The 17,829-nt window shown below is 66.0% G+C and carries 13 protein-coding genes; 8 read left to right on the top strand and 5 right to left on the bottom strand.

Annotation, left to right across the window (positions count from 1 at the left end; all coding sequences use genetic code 11):
• Positions 1 to 294 precede the first annotated feature (294 nt).
• Positions 295 to 1,209, bottom strand: a complete 915-nt coding sequence (locus LU671_RS24735; RefSeq protein WP_232857215.1) for a LysR family transcriptional regulator — start codon at positions 1,207 to 1,209, stop codon at positions 295 to 297.
• Between the two features lie 207 nt (positions 1,210 to 1,416).
• On the opposite strand from LU671_RS24735, the gene LU671_RS24730 reads away from it, so the two are divergent.
• From LU671_RS24730 to LU671_RS24705, 6 genes are all read left to right on the top strand, one after another.
• Positions 1,417 to 2,439 carry a zinc-dependent alcohol dehydrogenase family protein gene (locus tag LU671_RS24730; RefSeq protein WP_110738667.1) on the top strand — a complete coding sequence of 341 codons (1,023 nt, stop codon included), beginning with the start codon at positions 1,417 to 1,419 and terminating at the stop codon, positions 2,437 to 2,439.
• Between the two features lie 259 nt (positions 2,440 to 2,698).
• Positions 2,699 to 4,099 carry a hypothetical protein gene (locus LU671_RS24725; RefSeq protein ID WP_232857213.1) on the top strand — a complete coding sequence of 467 codons (1,401 nt, stop codon included), beginning with the start codon at positions 2,699 to 2,701 and terminating at the stop codon, positions 4,097 to 4,099.
• Positions 4,100 to 4,216: 117 nt separating this feature from the next.
• Positions 4,217 to 5,869 (top strand): VRR-NUC domain-containing protein, encoded by a 1,653-nt coding sequence (locus tag LU671_RS24720; protein WP_232857211.1) that lies wholly within the window; start codon positions 4,217 to 4,219, stop codon positions 5,867 to 5,869.
• On the top strand, positions 5,866 to 8,121 hold the full coding sequence (locus LU671_RS24715) for an ATP-dependent DNA helicase (RefSeq protein WP_232857209.1): 2,256 nt from the start codon (positions 5,866 to 5,868) through the stop codon (positions 8,119 to 8,121). Before LU671_RS24720 ends, LU671_RS24715 begins: the two co-directional genes overlap by 4 nt.
• Before the next feature lie 79 nt (positions 8,122 to 8,200).
• On the top strand, positions 8,201 to 9,838 hold the full coding sequence (pgm, locus tag LU671_RS24710; protein ID WP_232857208.1) for a phosphoglucomutase (alpha-D-glucose-1,6-bisphosphate-dependent): 1,638 nt from the start codon (positions 8,201 to 8,203) through the stop codon (positions 9,836 to 9,838).
• 222 nt (positions 9,839 to 10,060) lie between these two features.
• Entirely contained in the window at positions 10,061 to 10,945 is an 885-nt protein-coding gene (locus LU671_RS24705) for a pirin family protein (RefSeq protein WP_232857206.1), read from the top strand.
• 74 nt (positions 10,946 to 11,019) lie between these two features.
• Here the strand turns inward: LU671_RS24705 and LU671_RS24700 are convergent, their stop codons facing one another.
• The 3 genes from LU671_RS24700 to LU671_RS24690 form a co-directional block, all read right to left on the bottom strand.
• Positions 11,020 to 11,913, bottom strand: a complete 894-nt coding sequence (locus LU671_RS24700; RefSeq protein ID WP_232857204.1) for an RHS repeat-associated core domain-containing protein — start codon at positions 11,911 to 11,913, stop codon at positions 11,020 to 11,022.
• A gap of 155 nt (positions 11,914 to 12,068) precedes the next feature.
• The gene (locus LU671_RS24695) at positions 12,069 to 12,485 is read right to left on the bottom strand and encodes a RidA family protein (protein ID WP_232857203.1); all 417 of its coding nucleotides are present in this window, start codon (positions 12,483 to 12,485) and stop codon (positions 12,069 to 12,071) included.
• Entirely contained in the window at positions 12,485 to 13,801 is a 1,317-nt protein-coding gene (locus LU671_RS24690; protein ID WP_232857202.1) for a flavin-containing monooxygenase, read from the bottom strand. The genes LU671_RS24695 and LU671_RS24690 overlap by 1 nt, the downstream gene beginning before the upstream one ends.
• Before the next feature lie 430 nt (positions 13,802 to 14,231).
• Here LU671_RS24690 and LU671_RS24685 point away from each other — a divergent pair, with 430 nt between their 5' ends.
• A complete protein-coding gene (locus tag LU671_RS24685) occupies positions 14,232 to 14,909 on the top strand; it encodes a DUF1028 domain-containing protein (protein WP_232857200.1) in 678 nt (225 codons plus the stop codon).
• Positions 14,902 to 16,062, top strand: a complete 1,161-nt coding sequence (argE, locus tag LU671_RS24680) for an acetylornithine deacetylase (protein ID WP_232857199.1) — start codon at positions 14,902 to 14,904, stop codon at positions 16,060 to 16,062. Before LU671_RS24685 ends, argE begins: the two co-directional genes overlap by 8 nt.
• 71 nt (positions 16,063 to 16,133) lie before the next feature.
• Here the strand turns inward: argE and LU671_RS24675 are convergent, their stop codons facing one another.
• Positions 16,134 to 17,525 (bottom strand): APC family permease, encoded by a 1,392-nt coding sequence (locus tag LU671_RS24675; RefSeq protein ID WP_232857197.1) that lies wholly within the window; start codon positions 17,523 to 17,525, stop codon positions 16,134 to 16,136.
• Positions 17,526 to 17,829 lie beyond the last annotated feature (304 nt).

Genomic DNA, 17,829 nt, shown 5'->3' with positions numbered 1-17,829 from the left:
TAGGTTGTATCCTTGGCAGGGTATTGTTCCTTGCGTGTATTTTCCAGTGTTGCTGTCTGAAAGTTCAGCGTGTTGGATGGCAGAATCTTGGGGATGCCTCGATACCTCCCGTATACCTCGTGAATAAGGGGTATGCGAGCTCTGTTCACTATCGAAAGCGGCCTACCAATAGACCTAGTAAGGCATCGTGCCTTGCGTCGCGCTGGCTTGTTTGGCCAAGCGCAATCAGGTTTTCGACTCCATGCTCATTGGATAAGCAAAAATGATCAGAAGAACGGCCTATTTCAGCGAAACCTAAAGACTGTCCGGATCGCCGAAGAACATCTGTATCCGCGACCGCAACCACTTCTCCGCCGGATCATTGTCCTGCGCCCCACGCCAGGCCATGTGCAGCTCGAAGGTGCGCACCTCCAGCGGCAGGTCCTCTGCCCGCAACCCACCCGCCGCAGTCAGCGCATCGGCCGTGTAGTCCGGCACCGTGGCGACGATATCGGTCCCCGCCAGCAAACTCCCCAATCCGTTGAACTGCGGCACCGCAAGCACCACGTGGCGCTTGCGGCCGATCTCGTCCAGTGCCTCGTCGATGAACCCCGAGAGGTCGCCGGCGAACGATACCAGGGCATGGGGCCGGGCGCAGAAGTCATCCAGGGTGATGCTGCCGGGCATGCTGTCGGCGCGCAGCAGCTTGGGCATGCTGCGGCGCAGCACCTTGCGCTTGGCGTTGGCGGGGAGCTCGTTGGTGTAGCTCACGCCCACCGAGATTTCGCCCGAGGCCAGCAGGGTGGGCATCAGCAGGTAGTTGACCCGGCGCACCACCAGGACAATGCCGGGGGCTTCGGCGCGGATGCGTTTGAGCAGCTGCGGCAGCAGGGCGAATTCGGCGTCGTCCGACAGACCGATGCGGAACACCGCGTTGCTGGTGGCCGGGTCGAACTCGGCGGCGCGGCTGACGGCGGTGGAGATCGAGTCCAGCGCCGGCGACAGCAGGGCGAAGATCTCGTGGGCGCGCGCCGAGGGCTCCATGCTGCGGCCGGTGCGCACGAACAGCGGGTCGTCGAACAGGTTGCGCAGGCGCGACAGCGCGGCGCTGATCGCCGGCTGGCCGAGGAACAGTTTCTCGGCGGCGCGGGTCACGCTGCGTTCGTGCATGAGCGTTTCGAACACGATCAGCAGGTTGAGGTCTACGCGACGCAAGTCGTTACGATTCATTCGATGCGGCTCGCCTGAAGTGGGGCAGGGGTGAATCTTAAGGCCAAAGGCTGGTACCCTGCACCGATTTCCGGGTGCCAATGCACAGATTTGTCAGGGGCCCAATCAATGACAGGCATGTCGACTATTAACAGCCACTGATGGTCCAACCGTGAAAGCCCGGATAAAGTCCGTGGTAATACGAGATTCACACAGGCGAGGTATGCGATGTCCCGCATGATCCGTTTCCACAAGTTCGGCCAGGCCGATGTGCTCCGATGCGAGGAGCAGGCCGAACCGTCCCCGGCTACCGGCGAGGTGCAGATTCGCGTCGAGGCGATCGGCGTCAGCTGGTACGACGTGCTCTGGCGGCAGAACCTGGCGCCGTCCCAGGCGCGGCTGCCGGCCGGCATCGGCCACGAGATGGCCGGCGTGGTCACCGCCGTGGGCGAGGGTGTGGACGATATCGCGGTGGGCGACCGGGTCGCCAGCTTCCCGGCCACCAGCGCCAACGACCACCCGGTGTATGGCGATGTGATCGTCCTGCCGCGCAGCGCCATCACCCGTTACCCGGATGTGCTGACCCCGATCGAGGCCAGCGTGCACTACACGCCGCTGCTGATCGCCTATTTCGCCTTCGTCGACCTGGCGCGGGCCAAGGCCGGGCAGACCGCGCTGGTCACCGACGCCAGCCACTGCGCGGGGCCGGCCTTCGTGCAACTGGGCAAGGCCCTGGGGCTGAAGGTGTTCGCCGCCACCAAGGAGCCCGAACAGCGCGAGTACCTGCTGGGCCTGGGCGCCGACAAGGTGATCGTCACCGAGGAACAGGACCTGCTGATGCAGATCGGCAAGTACACCGATGGCCGTGGCGTGGACATGGTCCTCGACGGCATGGGCGGCCCGCAGATGTCGCTGCTCGGCGATGTCCTGGCGCCGCGTGGCAGCCTGGTGCTGTACGGCCTGCAGGGCGGCAACCAGACGCCGTTCCCGGCCTGCGCGGCGTTCCAGAAGAACATCCAGTTCCATGTGCACTGCATCGGCAACTTCACCGGCAAGCCGGAGCTGGGCATCGCCCAGGACCAGGTGGCCCTGCAGCGGGCGCTGCGCGACATCAACCAGTTCACCGCCGACCAGCTGCTGACGCCGCAGATCATCAAGGTGTATCCGTTCGAGCAGGTGGTCGAGGCGCACCGGCACATGGACGAGTGTCCGTGTGGTGGGCGGGTGGTGCTGGATATGGGTGTGCACTGAAGCCACGTGTGACCCCTGTAGGAGCGGCCTTGTGCCGCGAAAGGGCCGCAAAGCGGCCCCGGCGATTGATGCGTCAACGCTGTAACCGTGGGGCCGCTACGCAGCCCTTTCGCGGCACAAGGCCGCTCCTACAGGGACGTCAGGCAAATTTAGCTAAATGTCCTACTAGGCTTTAGGAAGTTTCCTTCAAGCTCGGTTTGCTATTCATCTGCCAGAATCGGACTTCAATTCGAAGCCGTCAGGGAGATGGAGCGATAGCATGACCGAGACCCACGACCAAGCCATGCATTATGTCTACCAGCAAGTCCTGCAGCGCCTGCTGGAGCACATGACCCAGGCCCAGCGCGCCTCGGTGCAGCTGCTGGTCCAGCGATTGCTGGTCATCGCCGGCGGCCAGGAATACGTCGGCAACGTTCGGGTGCTGGTGCTGCACGGTGTCGACCGGCGCAGCGCGCATCTTCTGGCCTGCCTGCGCGCCGCGCAGTTGAGCATCGCCCTGCGCCATGGCGCCACCTGCCGCCTGCGCGTGCTGGCGGCCCGCCTGCCGACCCTCGACGATACCGCCCTGGCCCTTCACGACCGTTGCTTCAGCGCGCTGTTCATGCATGACGATCCGCGGGTGGAGCTGCTGCGAGCCGATGGCGGGCAGCTCGGTCCGTTCGGTGCCCGCCAGGCCTGCACGGCCGAGCAACTGGCCGATGCGGGCAACGCCTGGTTGCTGTTCGGCCATCTGGTCGGCGGGCAGCCGGACGCGATGCTCGGTGCCAGGGGCTACCTGGAGCTGGCCAACAGCCTGGGCCAGGCGCTGGCCGGGGAGGCCGGCGAGCAGATCCTGATCAGCGCCGTGCCGTTTTCACAGCGCCACCGCTTGCTGGCCTGGGGGCGGCGCTGCCTGCGCCATACCGTGGAGGTGGCCCACGCCCTGACGCCTCACAATGTGCTGGCGGCGGGTCTCGAGCAGTTGGGCGAGGTGCTGGCCGATCCCTGGCAACCACCGACTTCGCCCGTGCTGCGCCAGCCCGGCGGCGAGCCGCGCCTGGTGATGGTCGAGGACCTGTTGCGCCACCCGGACGACGGTGGAGCGCTGGACCGCATGCTCGGCCGGCAGGACGTCAAGGGCAGTCAGGCCCAGGGGCCGTCAGGGCTGTTCGATCCCTTGCCGCTGGCCCACCTGCATGGACTCAAGGCGCAGTACCTGGATCAGCGCAGCTATCGCGAGGGCACCCAGGCGTTCTTCCAGCGCTTGCGCCAGCCGTCGACCGCCTGGCCGCAGGGGCGGGCCTTGCGCAGCGAGGCACAGACGCGCCTGGCTGGCGCCTATGGTGTGAGCGAGGCGCAACTGGTCTGCCAGCTGTTCACCCCGTTCGAGGCGCAAGGGCACAACCTCGAGACCTTCGTGCTGCGGTGTCATCCGGGCATGCGCGTCGCACTGCCGTACCTGCACCGTGCCTTGCAGGGGCGTCCCTGCCCGGAACCGGTCAGCCAGTGGCTGGTTGAAACCAGCGGCCTGCAGCTGGCGCAGTTGCGGGGGCTGTATGCCGGCACGCTCAGCCACCAGGCCCGGCGCCTGTTCCAGCTGCTGGGCCGGCGCGACCTGTGGCTGCGGCCTTTGCCGGCCAGCCCGGGTGGCGGCTATCCGCTGTGGCGCGCCGTCGAGTAGGCCAGCTTTCTGGGCGAGTGCTCTTAACGATCGTGTGACCGTCGATCCAGCGCGCTTGCCCAGGCATGTGATCTGTATGTATAACCAGTGCTTGTTCCTCAGCAACCGACTAGCACCGTGATCGCCCATTCCGTCGATGATCCCCTGTACTACCTGCACAACTTCCGCCAGGTCCTGCGCTGGGTCGGGCAGCGCTATGCCGACCTGCTGGACCGCGACGAGCACGGTTTCATCCAGGTCTTCAGCGAACTGCCGGTGCCCAGCCAGGCCCTGCTGGTACGCATGGTCATGCGCAAGGGCGAGCTGTTTCGCAGTGACAAGCTCGACTATGCCGAGATTGGCGACACCGAGGTGGCCCTGGCGCCGTTGCTGGCGTTGGGCTGGGTGGTCGACGACGCGCCGATGACGGTGGAGCAGCTGTGGGCGTTGCTGCGCAAGGACGAGCTGGCGACGTGCTTCGCCGGGCGACTTCCCCGGCCGCGGGCCGGCAAGGCCGGGTTGCTGGAGCAGTTGCAGGCTTTGGGTTTGCCGGCCGGCCCGCTGGCCCAGTGGTGCCCCGGTTTCCCGGTGCGGATCCTGCATTGGTGCCAGCAGCCGTTGTGCGACCGCCTGCGCCTGCTGTTCTTCGGCAACCTGTACCAGAGCTGGTCGGACTTCGTGCTTGCCGACCTCGGGGTGTTCCGCTACGAACAGGTGGCGTTCAGCGACGACTCGCGGGCCTTGCGCCAGCGTGCCGAGGTCGACCTGGCCATGACCCTGCACCAGTGCGCAGAGCACCTCGAGCAGGGCGCCCCGCCTGCCGAGCTGCTCGCGGCACTGGACGGGTTCGACGATAGCAACCCCTGGCTGGCCCGGCGCCGGGCGCGCCTGCTGTTCAGCATCGGCCAACAGTGCGAGCGCCTGGGGGACTGGGACCTGGCACTGCGGATCTACGCCGACTGCGCGCACCCCGAGGCACGTATTCGTCAGGTCCGGGGCCACGAGCGCAGCGAGCAATGGCCAGAGGCTCATGCCCTGGCTCGGCATATGGCCCAGGCACCTGCCAACGCTCTGGAACGCCAAGCTCTGGAACGCCTGCTGCCACGTCTGGCGCGCAAGCTTGGCGGTCCGGCACAGCCGCGCCGGCGCAGCGAGGCAGTGACACTTATCGAACTGGAACTGCCGGCCGAAATGGCAGCACTGGGGGTGGAAGAGGCAGTGCGTCAGCATCTGGAGCAGGACAGCGGCAGCGTTCACTATGTCGAGAACACCCTGTTCAACAGCCTGTTCGGCCTGCTGTGCTGGGAGGCGATCTTCGCCCCGGTGCCGGGGGCGTTCTTCCACCCGTTCCAGAGCGGGCCGCAGGACCTGCACGACGTCGACTTCCAGCAGCGTCGCGCGGCACTGTTCGACGCCTGCCTCGGGCGCCTGGACGATGGCAGCCATCGTCAGGCCATCCGCGACTGCTTCCAGGCCAAGCAAGGCCTGCAGTCGCCTTTCGTGTTCTGGCAGATGCTCGACGAGCCGCTGCTCGAACAGGCACTCGAGCACTTGCCGCCCGCGCACCTGAAAGCCTGCTTCCTGCGCCTGCTGCAGGATATCCGCGCCAACCGCGCCGGCATGCCCGACCTGATCCAGTTCTGGCCGGGGCAGGGCGGCTACCGCATGATCGAGGTCAAGGGGCCGGGTGACCGCCTGCAGGACAACCAGCTGCGCTGGCTCGAGTTCTGCCATGCCCACGGGCTGCCGGTCGCGGTCTGCCATGTGCGCTGGAGCGATGTGCCGGCATGAGCTACACCGTGGCCGTGCGTGCCCTGTGTGAATTCAGCGCCAAGGTTGGCGACCTTGACCTGCGCTTCACCCCGTCGCCCACCGCCCAGGAGGGCATTGCCGGACACCGCCGGGTGGTGGCGCGGCGCGCCGCCGGCTATGAAGCGGAGGTGGCGCTGGAGGGCGAGTACCAGGGGCTGCGGGTGCGCGGTCGCGCCGATGGCTACGACCCGGCGCGCAATCGCCTGGAGGAGATCAAGACCCACCGTGGCGATCTGGCCAGGCAGCCCGACAACCACCGCCAACTGCACTGGGCCCAGGCCAAGGTCTATGCCTGGTTGCTGTGCCAGGCACGGCAGCTGGCGGAGATCGATGTGGCGCTGGTCTATCTCGATGTCGACAGTGACGGCCAGACCGTGATCAGCGAGCGTTACCAAGCCGATGAGCTCAAGCACTTCTTCGAGACCCAGTGCCAGCGCTTCCTGGCCTGGGCGCAGGCCCAGGAACGACGGCTGAGCGAGCGGGACCGGGATCTTGGCGCGCTGACATTCCCCTATCGCGAATTCAGGCAGGGCCAGCGCCAATTGGCCGAGACGTTGTACAAGGCCGTGAGCACCGGCCGCTGCCTGATGGCCCAGGCCAGCACCGGCATCGGCAAGACCCTCGGTACCCTGTTCCCGCTGCTCAAGGCCGTGGTGCCGCAGCAGCTGGACAAGCTCTACTTCCTTACCGCCAAGACCCCAGGCCGGGCCCTGGCCCTCGATGCACTGCGCCAGATCACCCGGGCGTCGCCGCAACCAGCCCTGCGCAGCCTCGAGCTGATCGCCCGCGACAAGGCCTGCGAGTACCCCGAGAACGCCTGCCATGGCGAATCCTGCCCTTTGGCGCGGGGCTTCTACGACCGCCTCCCTGCCGCCCGCGAAGCCGCCGCGCAGGTGTCGCTGCTCGACCGTGCCAGCCTGCGCGAGGTGGCCTTGGCGCACCAGGTCTGTCCTTATTACCTGAGTCAGGAGATGGCGCGCTGGGTCGACCTGCTGGTGGCCGACTACAACTACTACTTCGACGCCCATGCCTTGCTGTTCGGTCTGGCCCAGGCCAACCAGTGGCGCACGGCGGTACTGGTGGACGAGGCGCACAACCTGGTCGAGCGGGGGCGGCAGATGTACAGCGCCAGCCTCGACCAGGGGCAGTTGCTGGCGTTGCGCCAGAGCAAGCCGGCCGGGCTGGGCAGTGCCCTCGACCGGCTGAACCGGCAGTGGAACGCGCTGTACAAGGCCCAGGTGGCGCCGTACCAGGCCAGCGAACAACTGCCGGACGCCTTCTTGCGTGCCCTGCAGCAGTGCATCGGGCTGATCCAGGAGCGCATGAACCAGGCGCCCGCCGAAGTCGAGCCCAAGGTGCTGGAGTTCTTCTTCCAGGCCCTGCAGTTCAGCCGCATCGCCGAGCTGTTCGACGAGCACTTCCTGTTCGATATCAGCCCGCGCAACGGCCCACGGGGGCGGCGCCTGGCCACGCTGTGCCTGCGCAACGTGGTGCCGGCGCGGCTGCTGGGGCCACGGATGAGCGCGGCGCGCAGCGTAACGCTGTTTTCTGCCACGCTGAACCCGCGGCACTTCTACAGCGACCTGCTGGGCATGCCCGCTGACACGGCCTGGCTGGAAGTTGCCGCGCCGTTCCGGGCCGAGCAGTTGCAGGTGCGCATCGTCAGCGAGGTGTCCACCCGCTACCAGCAGCGCCAGGCGTCGCTGGCGCCGATTGTCGAGCTGATCGCCGCCCAGTTTGCCGGCCAGCCGGGCAACTACCTGGCCTTCTTCAGCAGCTTCGAATACCTGGAGCAGGTGGCGCGGCTGCTGGAGGCCAAGCATTCGCAAATTCCCCTGTGGCGCCAGGCCCCGGGGATGGACGAAACCAGCCGCGAGGCCTTCCTGGCGCGTTTCGTGGAGCACGGGCAGGGTGTGGGTTTCGCGGTGCTCGGCGGCGCCTTCGGCGAGGGTGTGGACCTGCCGGGCACGCGCCTGATCGGCGCCTTCGTTGCCACCCTCGGGCTGCCCCAGGTCAACCCGGTCAACGAGCAGTTCAAGCAGCGCCTGGGCCGTCAGTTCGGCGCCGGTTTCGACTATGCCTACCTGTACCCGGGCGTGCGCAAGGTGATCCAGGCCGCCGGCCGGGTGATCCGCGGCGATCAGGACCGTGGCGTGTTGATGCTGATCGACGAGCGCTTCGCCGAGCCCCGGGTGCGGCAGATGTTCCCCAGTTGGTGGCAGCTGGGGTGAACGCCGCCATCGCCTGGCGCTGAAACTCCCAGTACACTGCGCGTTCCAACACCTACTTCTGTTGATTTCGAGGTTCCGCATGACGCTCAGTCCTTTGGCAGGCAAGCCGGCTCCGGCCAGCGTGCTGGTCGATATCCCCCGCCTGTTGACCGCCTACTACACCGGCCGTCCCGACGCCGCGGTGGCGGCCCAGCGCGTGGCCTTCGGCACCTCGGGCCACCGCGGCACGTCGTTCGAGCTGAGCTTCAACGAATACCACGTGCTGGCGATCACCCAGGCCATCTGCCTGTATCGCCAGGAAAAGGGCATCGACGGCCCGCTGTTCATCGGCGCCGACACCCACGCGTTGTCTGCCCCGGCCGCCGCCAGCGCCCTGGAAGTGCTGGCCGCCAACGGCGTGCAGGTGATGCTGAGCCAGGATGACGAGTACACCCCGACCCCGGCAGTGTCCCACGCCATCCTCTGCTACAACCGTGGCCGCCAGCAGGGCCTGGCCGACGGTATCGTCATCACCCCGTCGCACAACCCGCCGCAGAGCGGCGGCTTCAAGTACAACCCACCCAACGGCGGCCCGGCCGACAGTGACGTGACCAAGTGGATCGAGGCCAAGGCCAACGAACTGCTGGCGGCCAACCTGGCCGGCGTCAAGCGCATGGACTACAAGCAGGCGCTGGCGGCACCGACCACCCAGCGTCACGACTACGTCAGCAGCTATGTCGCTGACCTGGAAAACGTCATCGACTTCGAGGTGATCCGCAGTGCCAACCTGCGCCTGGGCGTCGACCCGCTGGGTGGCGCCGGGGTGCGCTACTGGTCGGCCATCGCCGAGCGCTACCAGCTGAACCTGGAAGTGGTGAACACCGAGGTCGACCCGACCTTCCGCTTCATGACCGTCGACTGGGATGGCCAGATCCGCATGGACCCGTCCTCGCCGTATGCCATGCAGGGCCTGATCGGCCTGCGCGAGCGCTTCGACGTGGCCTTCGCCTGCGACCCCGACCACGACCGCCACGGCATCGTCACCGCCGACGGCCTGCTGCAGCCGAACAACTACCTGGCCGTTGCCATCGACTACCTGTACCGCAACCGCCCGCAATGGCGCAGCGATGCGGCGGTGGGCAAGACCGTGGTCTCCAGCGGCCTGATCGACCGTGTCACCGCCGCGCTGGGCCGTGAGCTGTACGAAGTGCCGGTGGGCTTCAAGTTCTTCGCCCAGGGCCTGTTCGACGGCTCGCTGGGCTTTGGCGGCGAAGAGAGCGCCGGCGCCTCGTTCCTGCGCAAGGATGGCAGCGTCTGGGCCACCGACAAGGACGGCCTGATCCCGGCGCTGCTGGCGGCCGAAATGACCGCCCGCACCAAGCGCAATCCGAGCCAGATCTACGCCGACCTCACCGCCAAGCTGGGCAAGCCGTACGCCACCCGCGTCGAGGCCAAGGCCGATGCGCGGCAGAAGGCGCTGCTGAGCAAGCTGGCGCCGGAGCAGGTCACGTCCACCGAGCTGGCCGGCGAGCCGATCCAGCAGATCCTCAGCCACGCGCCGGGCAACGGCCAGGCCATCGGTGGGTTGAAGGTGATGACTGCCAACGGCTGGTTCGCCGCGCGGCCGTCGGGCACCGAGGACATCTACAAGATCTACGCCGAGAGCTTCATCGACGAGGCGCACCTTGCGCGCCTGGTGGCCGAAGCCCAGGTGCTGGTGGACGCGGCGATCGCCTGATCTACGTCGTTGTACAAGGTCGGCGCGGTCCCTGTGGGAGCGGCTTCAGCCGCGAACACCGGCGCAGCCGGTGCCAGGCACCGCGTCGCCTGATTCGCGGCTGAAGCCGCTCCCACAGATCGCGTGATTGTTCTGCCAGTAGAACGATCCATGCTATTTCCTCCGTCTACCGCTTAATTAGCCTCCTCGGTAAGGTTATACCTATCCAAGAGGAGGCTTCTCATGAAAAAGATCCAGGGTATCCACCGCAGCCCCCACGCCCACTGGGTGGGCGACGGCTTCCCGGTGCGCAGCCTGTTCACCTACGACCATCTGGCCCGGCACATCAGCCCGTTCCTGCTGCTGGACTACGCCGGCCCCCACGACTTCACCCCGACCACGGCCCGTCGCGGCGTCGGCCAGCATCCGCATCGCGGTTTCGAGACGGTGACCATCGTCTACCAGGGCGAGCTGGAGCACCGTGACTCCACCGGCGCCGGCGGCTTGATCGGGCCGGGTGACGTGCAATGGATGACCGCCGCGGGCGGCATCATCCACGAGGAGTTCCATTCCCCGGCCTTTGCCCGTAGTGGCGGTACCCTGGAAATGGTGCAGCTGTGGGTCAACCTGCCGGCCAAGGACAAGCGTGCCGCGGCGGGCTACCAGACGCTGCTGGCCAACGACATTCCCGTGGTGGCGCTGGCAGGCGAGGCGGGCAACCTGCGGGTGATCGCCGGACGTTACATGGATCATCAGGGACCGGCGCGCACCTTCACCGAGATGGACGTCTGGGACCTGCGGCTGAAGGCCGGTGCCACGTTGCAACTGCCCTTGGCCGCCGGGCGCAATGCCGCGCTGGTGGTGCTGCGCGGCAACCTGCGGGTCAACGACGAGCGCGAGGCCGGCCCGGCCAGCCTGGTGCTGCTGGAGCGCGATGGCAGCGATGTGCGCCTCGAGGCGCTGGAAGAGGTCAGCGTGCTGCTGCTCAGCGGCGAGCCGATCGACGAGCCGATTGTTGGCTACGGGCCGTTCGTGATGAACAGTCAGGCGGAAATCGCCGAGTCGTTCGATGATTTCCAGGCCGGGCGGTTTGGGCAGGTAGGCGGTGTCGAGCGTGGTATCTATTGACAAATGCGGCAAAGGAGCTGCATGGGCCGCCTCTGCTGAAATAATGCCTAGTGTGGTGTTTCAGAAACACCACACTAGATTGAGGTACGCACGCCCCCATTTTGCCTAGCTGTTGATTCCTGTCTACGAGCATCCAATGCCTCCTGATTGGGAATCCACTCATCCCAGGAATCTGTTGATTCAATCGAGCTGCTGCGGGATCGTGAGTAATTGTTCTCGGCCGTACGTGCCTCGGGGCTGTATGCCACGTTGGCAGATGTTTGTGCTTGTACTGGACGTACTATCGCCATGGGCCTACGTGTTTGGGTCGAGGGTGGCAACGATATGAACGATCTGTTAGCGGGAGCGTTTGTCCAACCTGGCTGTGGCGACACCAAGTCATTTGCCGGTCGGGCGGGAAGGGTTGAGGAAATCACTGCCACACTGCGTTGAGTGGCTGGCTCGGTCCCTGTGCGAGGGCGAGGCGACACCGCCACGGTGGGCAATATGCGAGGTGGCATGGAGGTCGTACGTAGAGACGCGTTACCGTTTTTGCCATTCGCGGGGAAGGGCTGATGAATCAATCCTCGGAACTTGGTAACAGCGGTTGTTACTACTGCCGCAATATATAAATTCATTGTGCTGCTCATGCCCGAGGAATCTGCTCGATTGATGGGGTCGTTATGGCAATAGGAGTAAGCATTAATACCTCCATCACCAAATGGGCTCATATCGTCGGCGGAGACAAAACGCATCAGTACTGGGTTGAAGCTTCGATAACCGTTTCCAAGCAGGTAAACACCGGTCGAAGGCTCGCGGTGCTGGCTATTGAAACCGAGCAGGGGCGCTACTGCTCGCGCAGATCCCAGGTGTCCAAAGGCACAGTAGACAAACACATCTGGCGGCTGGTCACTAAGTCGTTTCAAAACCGAGCCGGCAATATCTGTCACCAGCAGCCTTGTGGATGGCAGGAAGTTTGGATGAGACATGGCCGCTCCTGAGTTTGGCAAACTCGAAAAGCTGACTATGGAGTGGGTTGCCTGTACCGACAACTGGCAGAACTATCAGTTGGCTCAACGCTGGTTCAGCGAAAATCCTTGAAAGGGTGAAGGGGCCGCAAGGCAGCCCCAGGTATCGCATGTCGTTACTCCTGATCCGGCACCACCGCGATCACATCGATCTCCATCAACCACTCAGCCTGGGCCAACCCTGCCACCACCAGCCCGGTGGAAATCGGGAACACCCCCTTGAGCCATTTGCCCACTTCCTTGTACACCGGCTCGCGGAAGCGCGGGTCGGTGATGTAGGTGGTGGTCTTGACGATGTGCGACAGGTCCGAGCCCGCTTCTTCGAGCAGTTGCTTGACGTTCTTCATCGCCTGCTCGGCCTGGGCCTGCGGATCGCCCAGCCCCACCAGCCGGCCTTCGAAGTCGGTCCCGACCTGCCCGCGCACATAGATGGTGTTGCCGGCGCGCACCGCCTGGCACAGGTCGTTATCCAGAGTCTGGTTGGGGTAGGTGGCCTTGGTGTTGAACATGCGGATGCGAGTGTGGGTAGGCATCAGAGGGCTCCGAAAGTGCTGACGTTGCTGATCGAGGGTTGCTGCTCATCCGCCGCGCGCTGCTCGCGGTCGCGGTAAGCCAGGTAGGTGCGCTGGGTGGCGATATGGCCGGCAACGTGCTTGGCGTCGTGCCACACCCCCCAGATGAACGACGAGCCACGGCGCGACAGCCAGGGCAGGCCGAGGAAATACACGCCCGGCTCCCTCGACACGCCGCGCTGGTGCTGTGGCTTGCCGTTGGCGTCGAAGGTGTCCACCTGCAGCCAGCTGAAGTCCACGCCGTAGCCGGTGGCCCAGATGATGGTCCTGACGTTGGCCTGGGCCAGGTCCAGTTCCGGCAAGGGCTGGCTGACGCAGGCCGGGTCGGGCAGGCGCTTGCGTGCCTCGGGCTCTTCCGGCAGGTCCAGGCCGTTGCGTTCGATATAGGCGTCGGCGGCGTCCAGCAGGGCCAGGTAGTTCTCGTCGCCGCGGTTGATGTTCTCGGCCAGGTTGTCCTGGAAGCGGGCCACGCCGCCCTCGAACGACTGGGTCAGGCCGACCAGGGTCATGCCCTGGTGGGCGAGGGCGCGGAAGTCCACGGTGTGGCCGCCGCGGGCGCCGGACACGGCGATGGTCACGTGCTCGCGGCCAGGCTTGGCGATCTCCGCGTCCCACTCGCCAAGCACGCCCAGCCACCAGCAGAAATCGCGGTTGCGGTAGCTGCGCGGCGGACGGTCATGGGCGCCGACCGACAGGTACACCTGGCGCCCGGCGCGCATCAGTTCCTCGGCGATCTGCACCCCGGAGGAGCCGGCGCCGACCACCAGCACCGCGCCCTCGGGCAACTGCTCGGGGTTGTAGTAGGCGGCGGAGTGGATCTGGTGCAGGCTTTCGTCCTTGGGTGCGATGGCCGGGATCACCGGGCGCTGGAACGGGCCGGTGGCAGCCACCACGCGGTTGGCGCGGATCACGCCCTGGTTGGTGTCGATGGTGAAGCCCGGGCGGTCGGCGTTGCGCACCACCTTCCTCACCTCGACCCCGGTGCGTACCGGCAGGTTGTACTTGCGCACGTACTGCTCGAAGTAGTCGGCGACCTGGTCCTTGCCGGCGAAGGCGTCGGCGTCTAGGTCGAATTCCAGGCCCGGGAAACGGTCGTGCCAGACCGGCCCGTTGGCCACCAGTGAATCCCAGCGTCCGCTGCGCCAGGCCTCGGCGATGCGCTTGCGCTCCAGCACCAGGTGCGGCACGCCGAGCTTGCTCAGGTGTTCGCTCATGGCCACGCCGGCCTGGCCGGCGCCGACCACGAGGGTGTCGATTTCGATGTTGTTCAGTGTCATGTCCCAGCCCTTCTTCAGCGGCGTTCTTGTTCAGGTCGGTGGGGACCGCCTTTGCCTGGAGCCAGACTAGGGATGGGCGGGAAATCGCGAAAATAGTATTTAGCTGGGGCTTGCCGATAAATTGGCGAAGGCCTGTGTTGTGGCGCGGATGTTCAGGGTTGCGCAGGATCTTGTAGGAGCGGCCTTGCCGAGGCGTCGGACCGGCCGGAAAGGGCTGCAGAGCAGCCCCGGCAATCTTGAGGTGGGCACAAATCCAGGGGCTGCTGCGCAGCCCTTTCCGGCCGGTCCGACGCCTCGGCAAGGCCGCTCCTACACAGGATGCATTCGCAGGCGCCTTAGTTTTTTCCTGCCCAGTACCGAGGAAAATGTTGGTTTCGCAGCTCCCGGGGCCCACCGAGAATGCCGGTAACCTCAACACAGGAGCTGCACCATGACCTTCTCCATCATCGGCCGCTGCCAGGAAACCGGCCAGGTCGGCATCGCCATCAGTTCTTCGAGCATCGCCGTTGGCGCCCGCTGCCCGTGGGTACGTGCCGGGGTCGGGGCGGTGTCGACCCAGAACATTACCTTGCCGGCCCTCGGCCCGCAGATCCTCGACGCCCTCGAACAGGGCCAGTTGCCGCCCGCAGCGGCGCTGGACCGGGTGCTGAGCGCCAATGGCTGGAGCGAGTATCGCCAGGTCACGGTGATCGACAGCCAGGGCCAGGTGGCGCTGTTCACCGGCAAGGAGGCCCTGGGCGTGTACAACGCCGTGGCCGGCGAGCAATGCGCGGCGGCCGGCAACCTGTTGTCGTCGCGGGCGGTGATCGAGGCCATGGTGACGGCGTTCGAGCAGGCCGGCGGCCACCTGGCCGACCGCCTGCTGGCGGCGATGCACGCGGCCATGGCTGCCGGTGGCGAGGCGGGGCCGGTGCACTCGGCGGCGTTGAAGATCGCCGGAGAGCTGACCTGGCCCTTGGTGGACCTGCGCGTGGACTGGGCCGAGCACGATCCCATCGGTGAACTGGACAGCCTCTGGCAGGCCTACCGCCCGCAGATGCAGGACTATGTGACCCGCGCCCTGAACCCGACCGCCGCGCCGAGCTATGGAGTGCCGGGCGATGAATGAGGTTTCCAGCCGTGCGCTGCTGGAGCGCTTGGTCGGGTTCGCCACGGTCAGCCGCGATTCCAATCTCGAGCTGATCGCCTTCATCCGCGAATACCTGGCCGGACTTGGCGTTGCCAGCGAGCTGTTCCACAACGAGGCGGGCACCAAGGCCAATCTGTTCGCCACCATCGGCCCCGCCGACCGTGGCGGCGTGGTGCTCTCCGGGCACACCGACGTGGTACCGGTGGAGGGCCAGGCCTGGACCGTCGAACCGTTCCTGCTCACCGAGCGCGAAGGACGCCTGTACGGCCGTGGCACGGCCGACATGAAGGGCTTCATCGCCTCGGTGCTGGCGGCGGTGCCGGCGTTTCTCGCCCAGCCGCTGAAGCTGCCGGTGCACCTGGCTTTTTCCTATGACGAAGAAGTGGGTTGCCTGGGGGTTCGCTCGATGCTCGCCGCCCTGGCGCAGCGTCCGCACAAGCCGCGGCTGTGCCTGATCGGCGAACCCACCGAGCTCAAGCCGGTGCTCGGCCACAAGGGCAAGCTGGCCATGCGCTGCCAGGTGCATGGCGCCGCCTGCCACTCGGCCTATGCGCCCTACGGCGTCAATGCCATCGAGTACGCGGCGCGGCTGATCGGCAAGCTGGGCGAGATCGGTGACGAGCTGGCGCGTCCCGAGCATCACGACGAGCGCTTCGACCCGCCGTTCTCCACGGTGCAGACCGGGGTGATCAAGGGCGGCCGGGCGCTGAATATCGTCCCCGAGGAGTGCGAGTTCGACTTCGAAGTGCGCGCCTTGCCCGGCTTCGAGGCCCAGGCCGTGGCCGACCGTCTGCAGACCTACGCCGAGGCCGAGCTGCTGCCGCGCATGCATGCCGTCAGTGGCGCCAGCGATATTCGCCTGCGCGCCCTGAGCGCCTACCCGGGCCTGGCCACGCCAGCCGAGAGCGAGGCTGCACAACTGGTGGCGTTGCTCAGCGGTTCGGACGATTTCGGTACTGTGGCCTTTGGCACCGAGGGAGGCCTATTCGATCAGGCGGGTATCCCCACGGTGGTCTGCGGGCCCGGGAGCATGGACCAGGGGCACAAGCCCGACGAGTTTGTCAGTGTCGAGCAGTTGCAGGGATGCGATGCGATGTTGCGGCGGTTGGTGGATCATCTGAAGCAGGCATGACAATCGCGGAGCCAGCCCGCTCCCACAGGTTGCGCAGGCATCTGTGGGAGCGGGCTGGCCCCGCGACAAGGTTATAGCGGCTCAGGCCTGAACAACGGTTTCTTCATCACGCCCTTGATCCACACGACGGCAATCAGCGACACCACCGCCAGTACCACTCCCGCCGTACCGAAGACCTTCAGGTTCATTTCCGGGCTGGGGGAGGCATGCCAGATCGCGTACAGCATCCCGCCGATACCGAACAGCTGCGGCAGTGGGTAGAACGGTGTGCGGAATGGCCTCGCCAGATGTGGGTAGCGCAGCCGCAAGGCGATCACATCCAGGTGCACGATGATGTACGCCAGCAGCCAGGCCAGCGCGGCGGCCAGCAGCAACAGGTTGATTGCCGCGGCGTCCTGGCCCATCAGCAGGATCGGCAGGCCGGTGATCGCCGCGACGAACAGCACGGCCACCCAGGGCGTGCGCGCCCGCGGGCTGAGCTGCTTGAACTGGGGGAACGCCTGGCCGTTGCAGGCCATGCCGTAGAGCATGCGTGGAATGGCCGCGAGCGACGTGTTGAGGGTGCTGCAGGTGGCGGTCACCGCGGCGATCACCAGGAACACCTCGCCGGTCTTGCCGAACACCGTGGTGGCGAACAGGTAGTGGGGCAGGGCGTCGCTGCTCAGGGCTTCGCGGGGTACCAGGAACAGCGCGCCCAGGCCGTACAGGCCGATGGTGGCGAAGATCACGGTCAGGCCGATGATCATCGAGCGCGGGATGTTGCGTTCGGGCTTGCGGGTTTCCTCCACCAGCGAGCAGACGAACTCGGCGCCGACGAAACCCCAGACGGCCATGGCGGTCAGGGCCAGCACCCCGGCGCCCATGGGGTTCCAGTCGCCCTGCAGCAGGGTGGTGGTGACCCCCTCGGCATGCCCTTCGCTGATCGCGGCGACGCCGAGGATCAGCAGTACGATCACCATGACCACGGCCATGGCGCTCTGCAGCTTGGCGAAGATGTCGATGCCCATCAGGTTGAGGCCGGTGAACAGGGCGAGCACGCCGAAGGCCACCGAGTACTGCGGGAACACCCCGGGGTAGACCTTGCCGATGATCAGGTCGAGCAACAGCAGCTCGGCCGACAGGGCGAACATGGCCACCACCACGTAGCCGGAAAAGGTCGCCAGGATCGCCGGGAAGTGCCCCAGCGCCACTTCGGTGTAGCTCGACAGGCTGCCGGCGCGCGGCACCATCAGGGCCAGCTCGGAGAAGGAAAAGGCGTAGCTCAGGGCCAGCAGGTAGGCCAAGCCCAAGGGCACGATGAAGCCCAGGCCGGCGGCGCCGACCCCCTGCAGCATCATCACCATCACCCCTTGCGACACCACCAGGCCCACGGCCACCGCCAGCAGCGACCCCAGCCCCAGGACCCGGCGAAAGCCGGCTTGATCGTGCTGCACGCTGGCAGGCACGGACGCACTTGCACTCATGACAGTTTCCCCGCTCTTTGTTGTTGTAGTTGCGCCAGATACTGGGACAGGGGGCGGGGCGGGGAAATTAGTAAATATGTGGTTGCTGGGCAGGAAAAAGCTATGCGCGCCAACGCGGACCTGTAGGAGCGGCCTTGCGCCGCGAAAGGGCTGCGCAGCAGCCCCTGGGTTTTAGCGTTAAAGCATCAATCGCCGGGGCTGCCATGCAGCCCTTTCGCGGCGCAAGGCCGCTCTCATGGAACAAAACATAATTCTTTGATTTGACTGGGTAGCGTGGGAGCGGGCTTGCCCCGCGATGCGGTGT

The sequence above is a fragment of the Pseudomonas sp. NMI760_13 genome, assembly GCF_021283245.1.
GTDB classification, from domain to species: Bacteria; Pseudomonadota; Gammaproteobacteria; order Pseudomonadales; family Pseudomonadaceae; genus Aquipseudomonas; species Aquipseudomonas peradeniyensis.
The sequence above is the reverse complement of the archived record's forward strand: the minus strand, read 5'-3'. Positions and strand labels throughout refer to the sequence as shown.

Bases quoted from the DNA above. Each gene is read 5' to 3' on its own strand.
- LU671_RS24735 (WP_232857215.1), bottom strand. From the start codon at position 1,209: ATGAATCGTAACGACTTGCGTCGCGTAGACCTCAACCTGCTGATCGTG.
- LU671_RS24730 (WP_110738667.1), top strand. From the start codon at position 1,417: ATGTCCCGCATGATCCGTTTCCACAAGTTCGGCCAGGCCGATGTGCTC.
- LU671_RS24725 (WP_232857213.1), top strand. From the start codon at position 2,699: ATGACCGAGACCCACGACCAAGCCATGCATTATGTCTACCAGCAAGTC.
- LU671_RS24715 (WP_232857209.1), top strand. From the start codon at position 5,866: ATGAGCTACACCGTGGCCGTGCGTGCCCTGTGTGAATTCAGCGCCAAG.
- pgm (WP_232857208.1), top strand. From the start codon at position 8,201: ATGACGCTCAGTCCTTTGGCAGGCAAGCCGGCTCCGGCCAGCGTGCTG.
- LU671_RS24705 (WP_232857206.1), top strand. From the start codon at position 10,061: ATGAAAAAGATCCAGGGTATCCACCGCAGCCCCCACGCCCACTGGGTG.
- LU671_RS24700 (WP_232857204.1), bottom strand. From the start codon at position 11,913: ATGTCTCATCCAAACTTCCTGCCATCCACAAGGCTGCTGGTGACAGAT.
- LU671_RS24695 (WP_232857203.1), bottom strand. From the start codon at position 12,485: ATGCCTACCCACACTCGCATCCGCATGTTCAACACCAAGGCCACCTAC.
- LU671_RS24690 (WP_232857202.1), bottom strand. From the start codon at position 13,801: ATGACACTGAACAACATCGAAATCGACACCCTCGTGGTCGGCGCCGGC.
- LU671_RS24685 (WP_232857200.1), top strand. From the start codon at position 14,232: ATGACCTTCTCCATCATCGGCCGCTGCCAGGAAACCGGCCAGGTCGGC.
- argE (WP_232857199.1), top strand. From the start codon at position 14,902: ATGAATGAGGTTTCCAGCCGTGCGCTGCTGGAGCGCTTGGTCGGGTTC.
- LU671_RS24675 (WP_232857197.1), bottom strand. From the start codon at position 17,525: ATGAGTGCAAGTGCGTCCGTGCCTGCCAGCGTGCAGCACGATCAAGCC.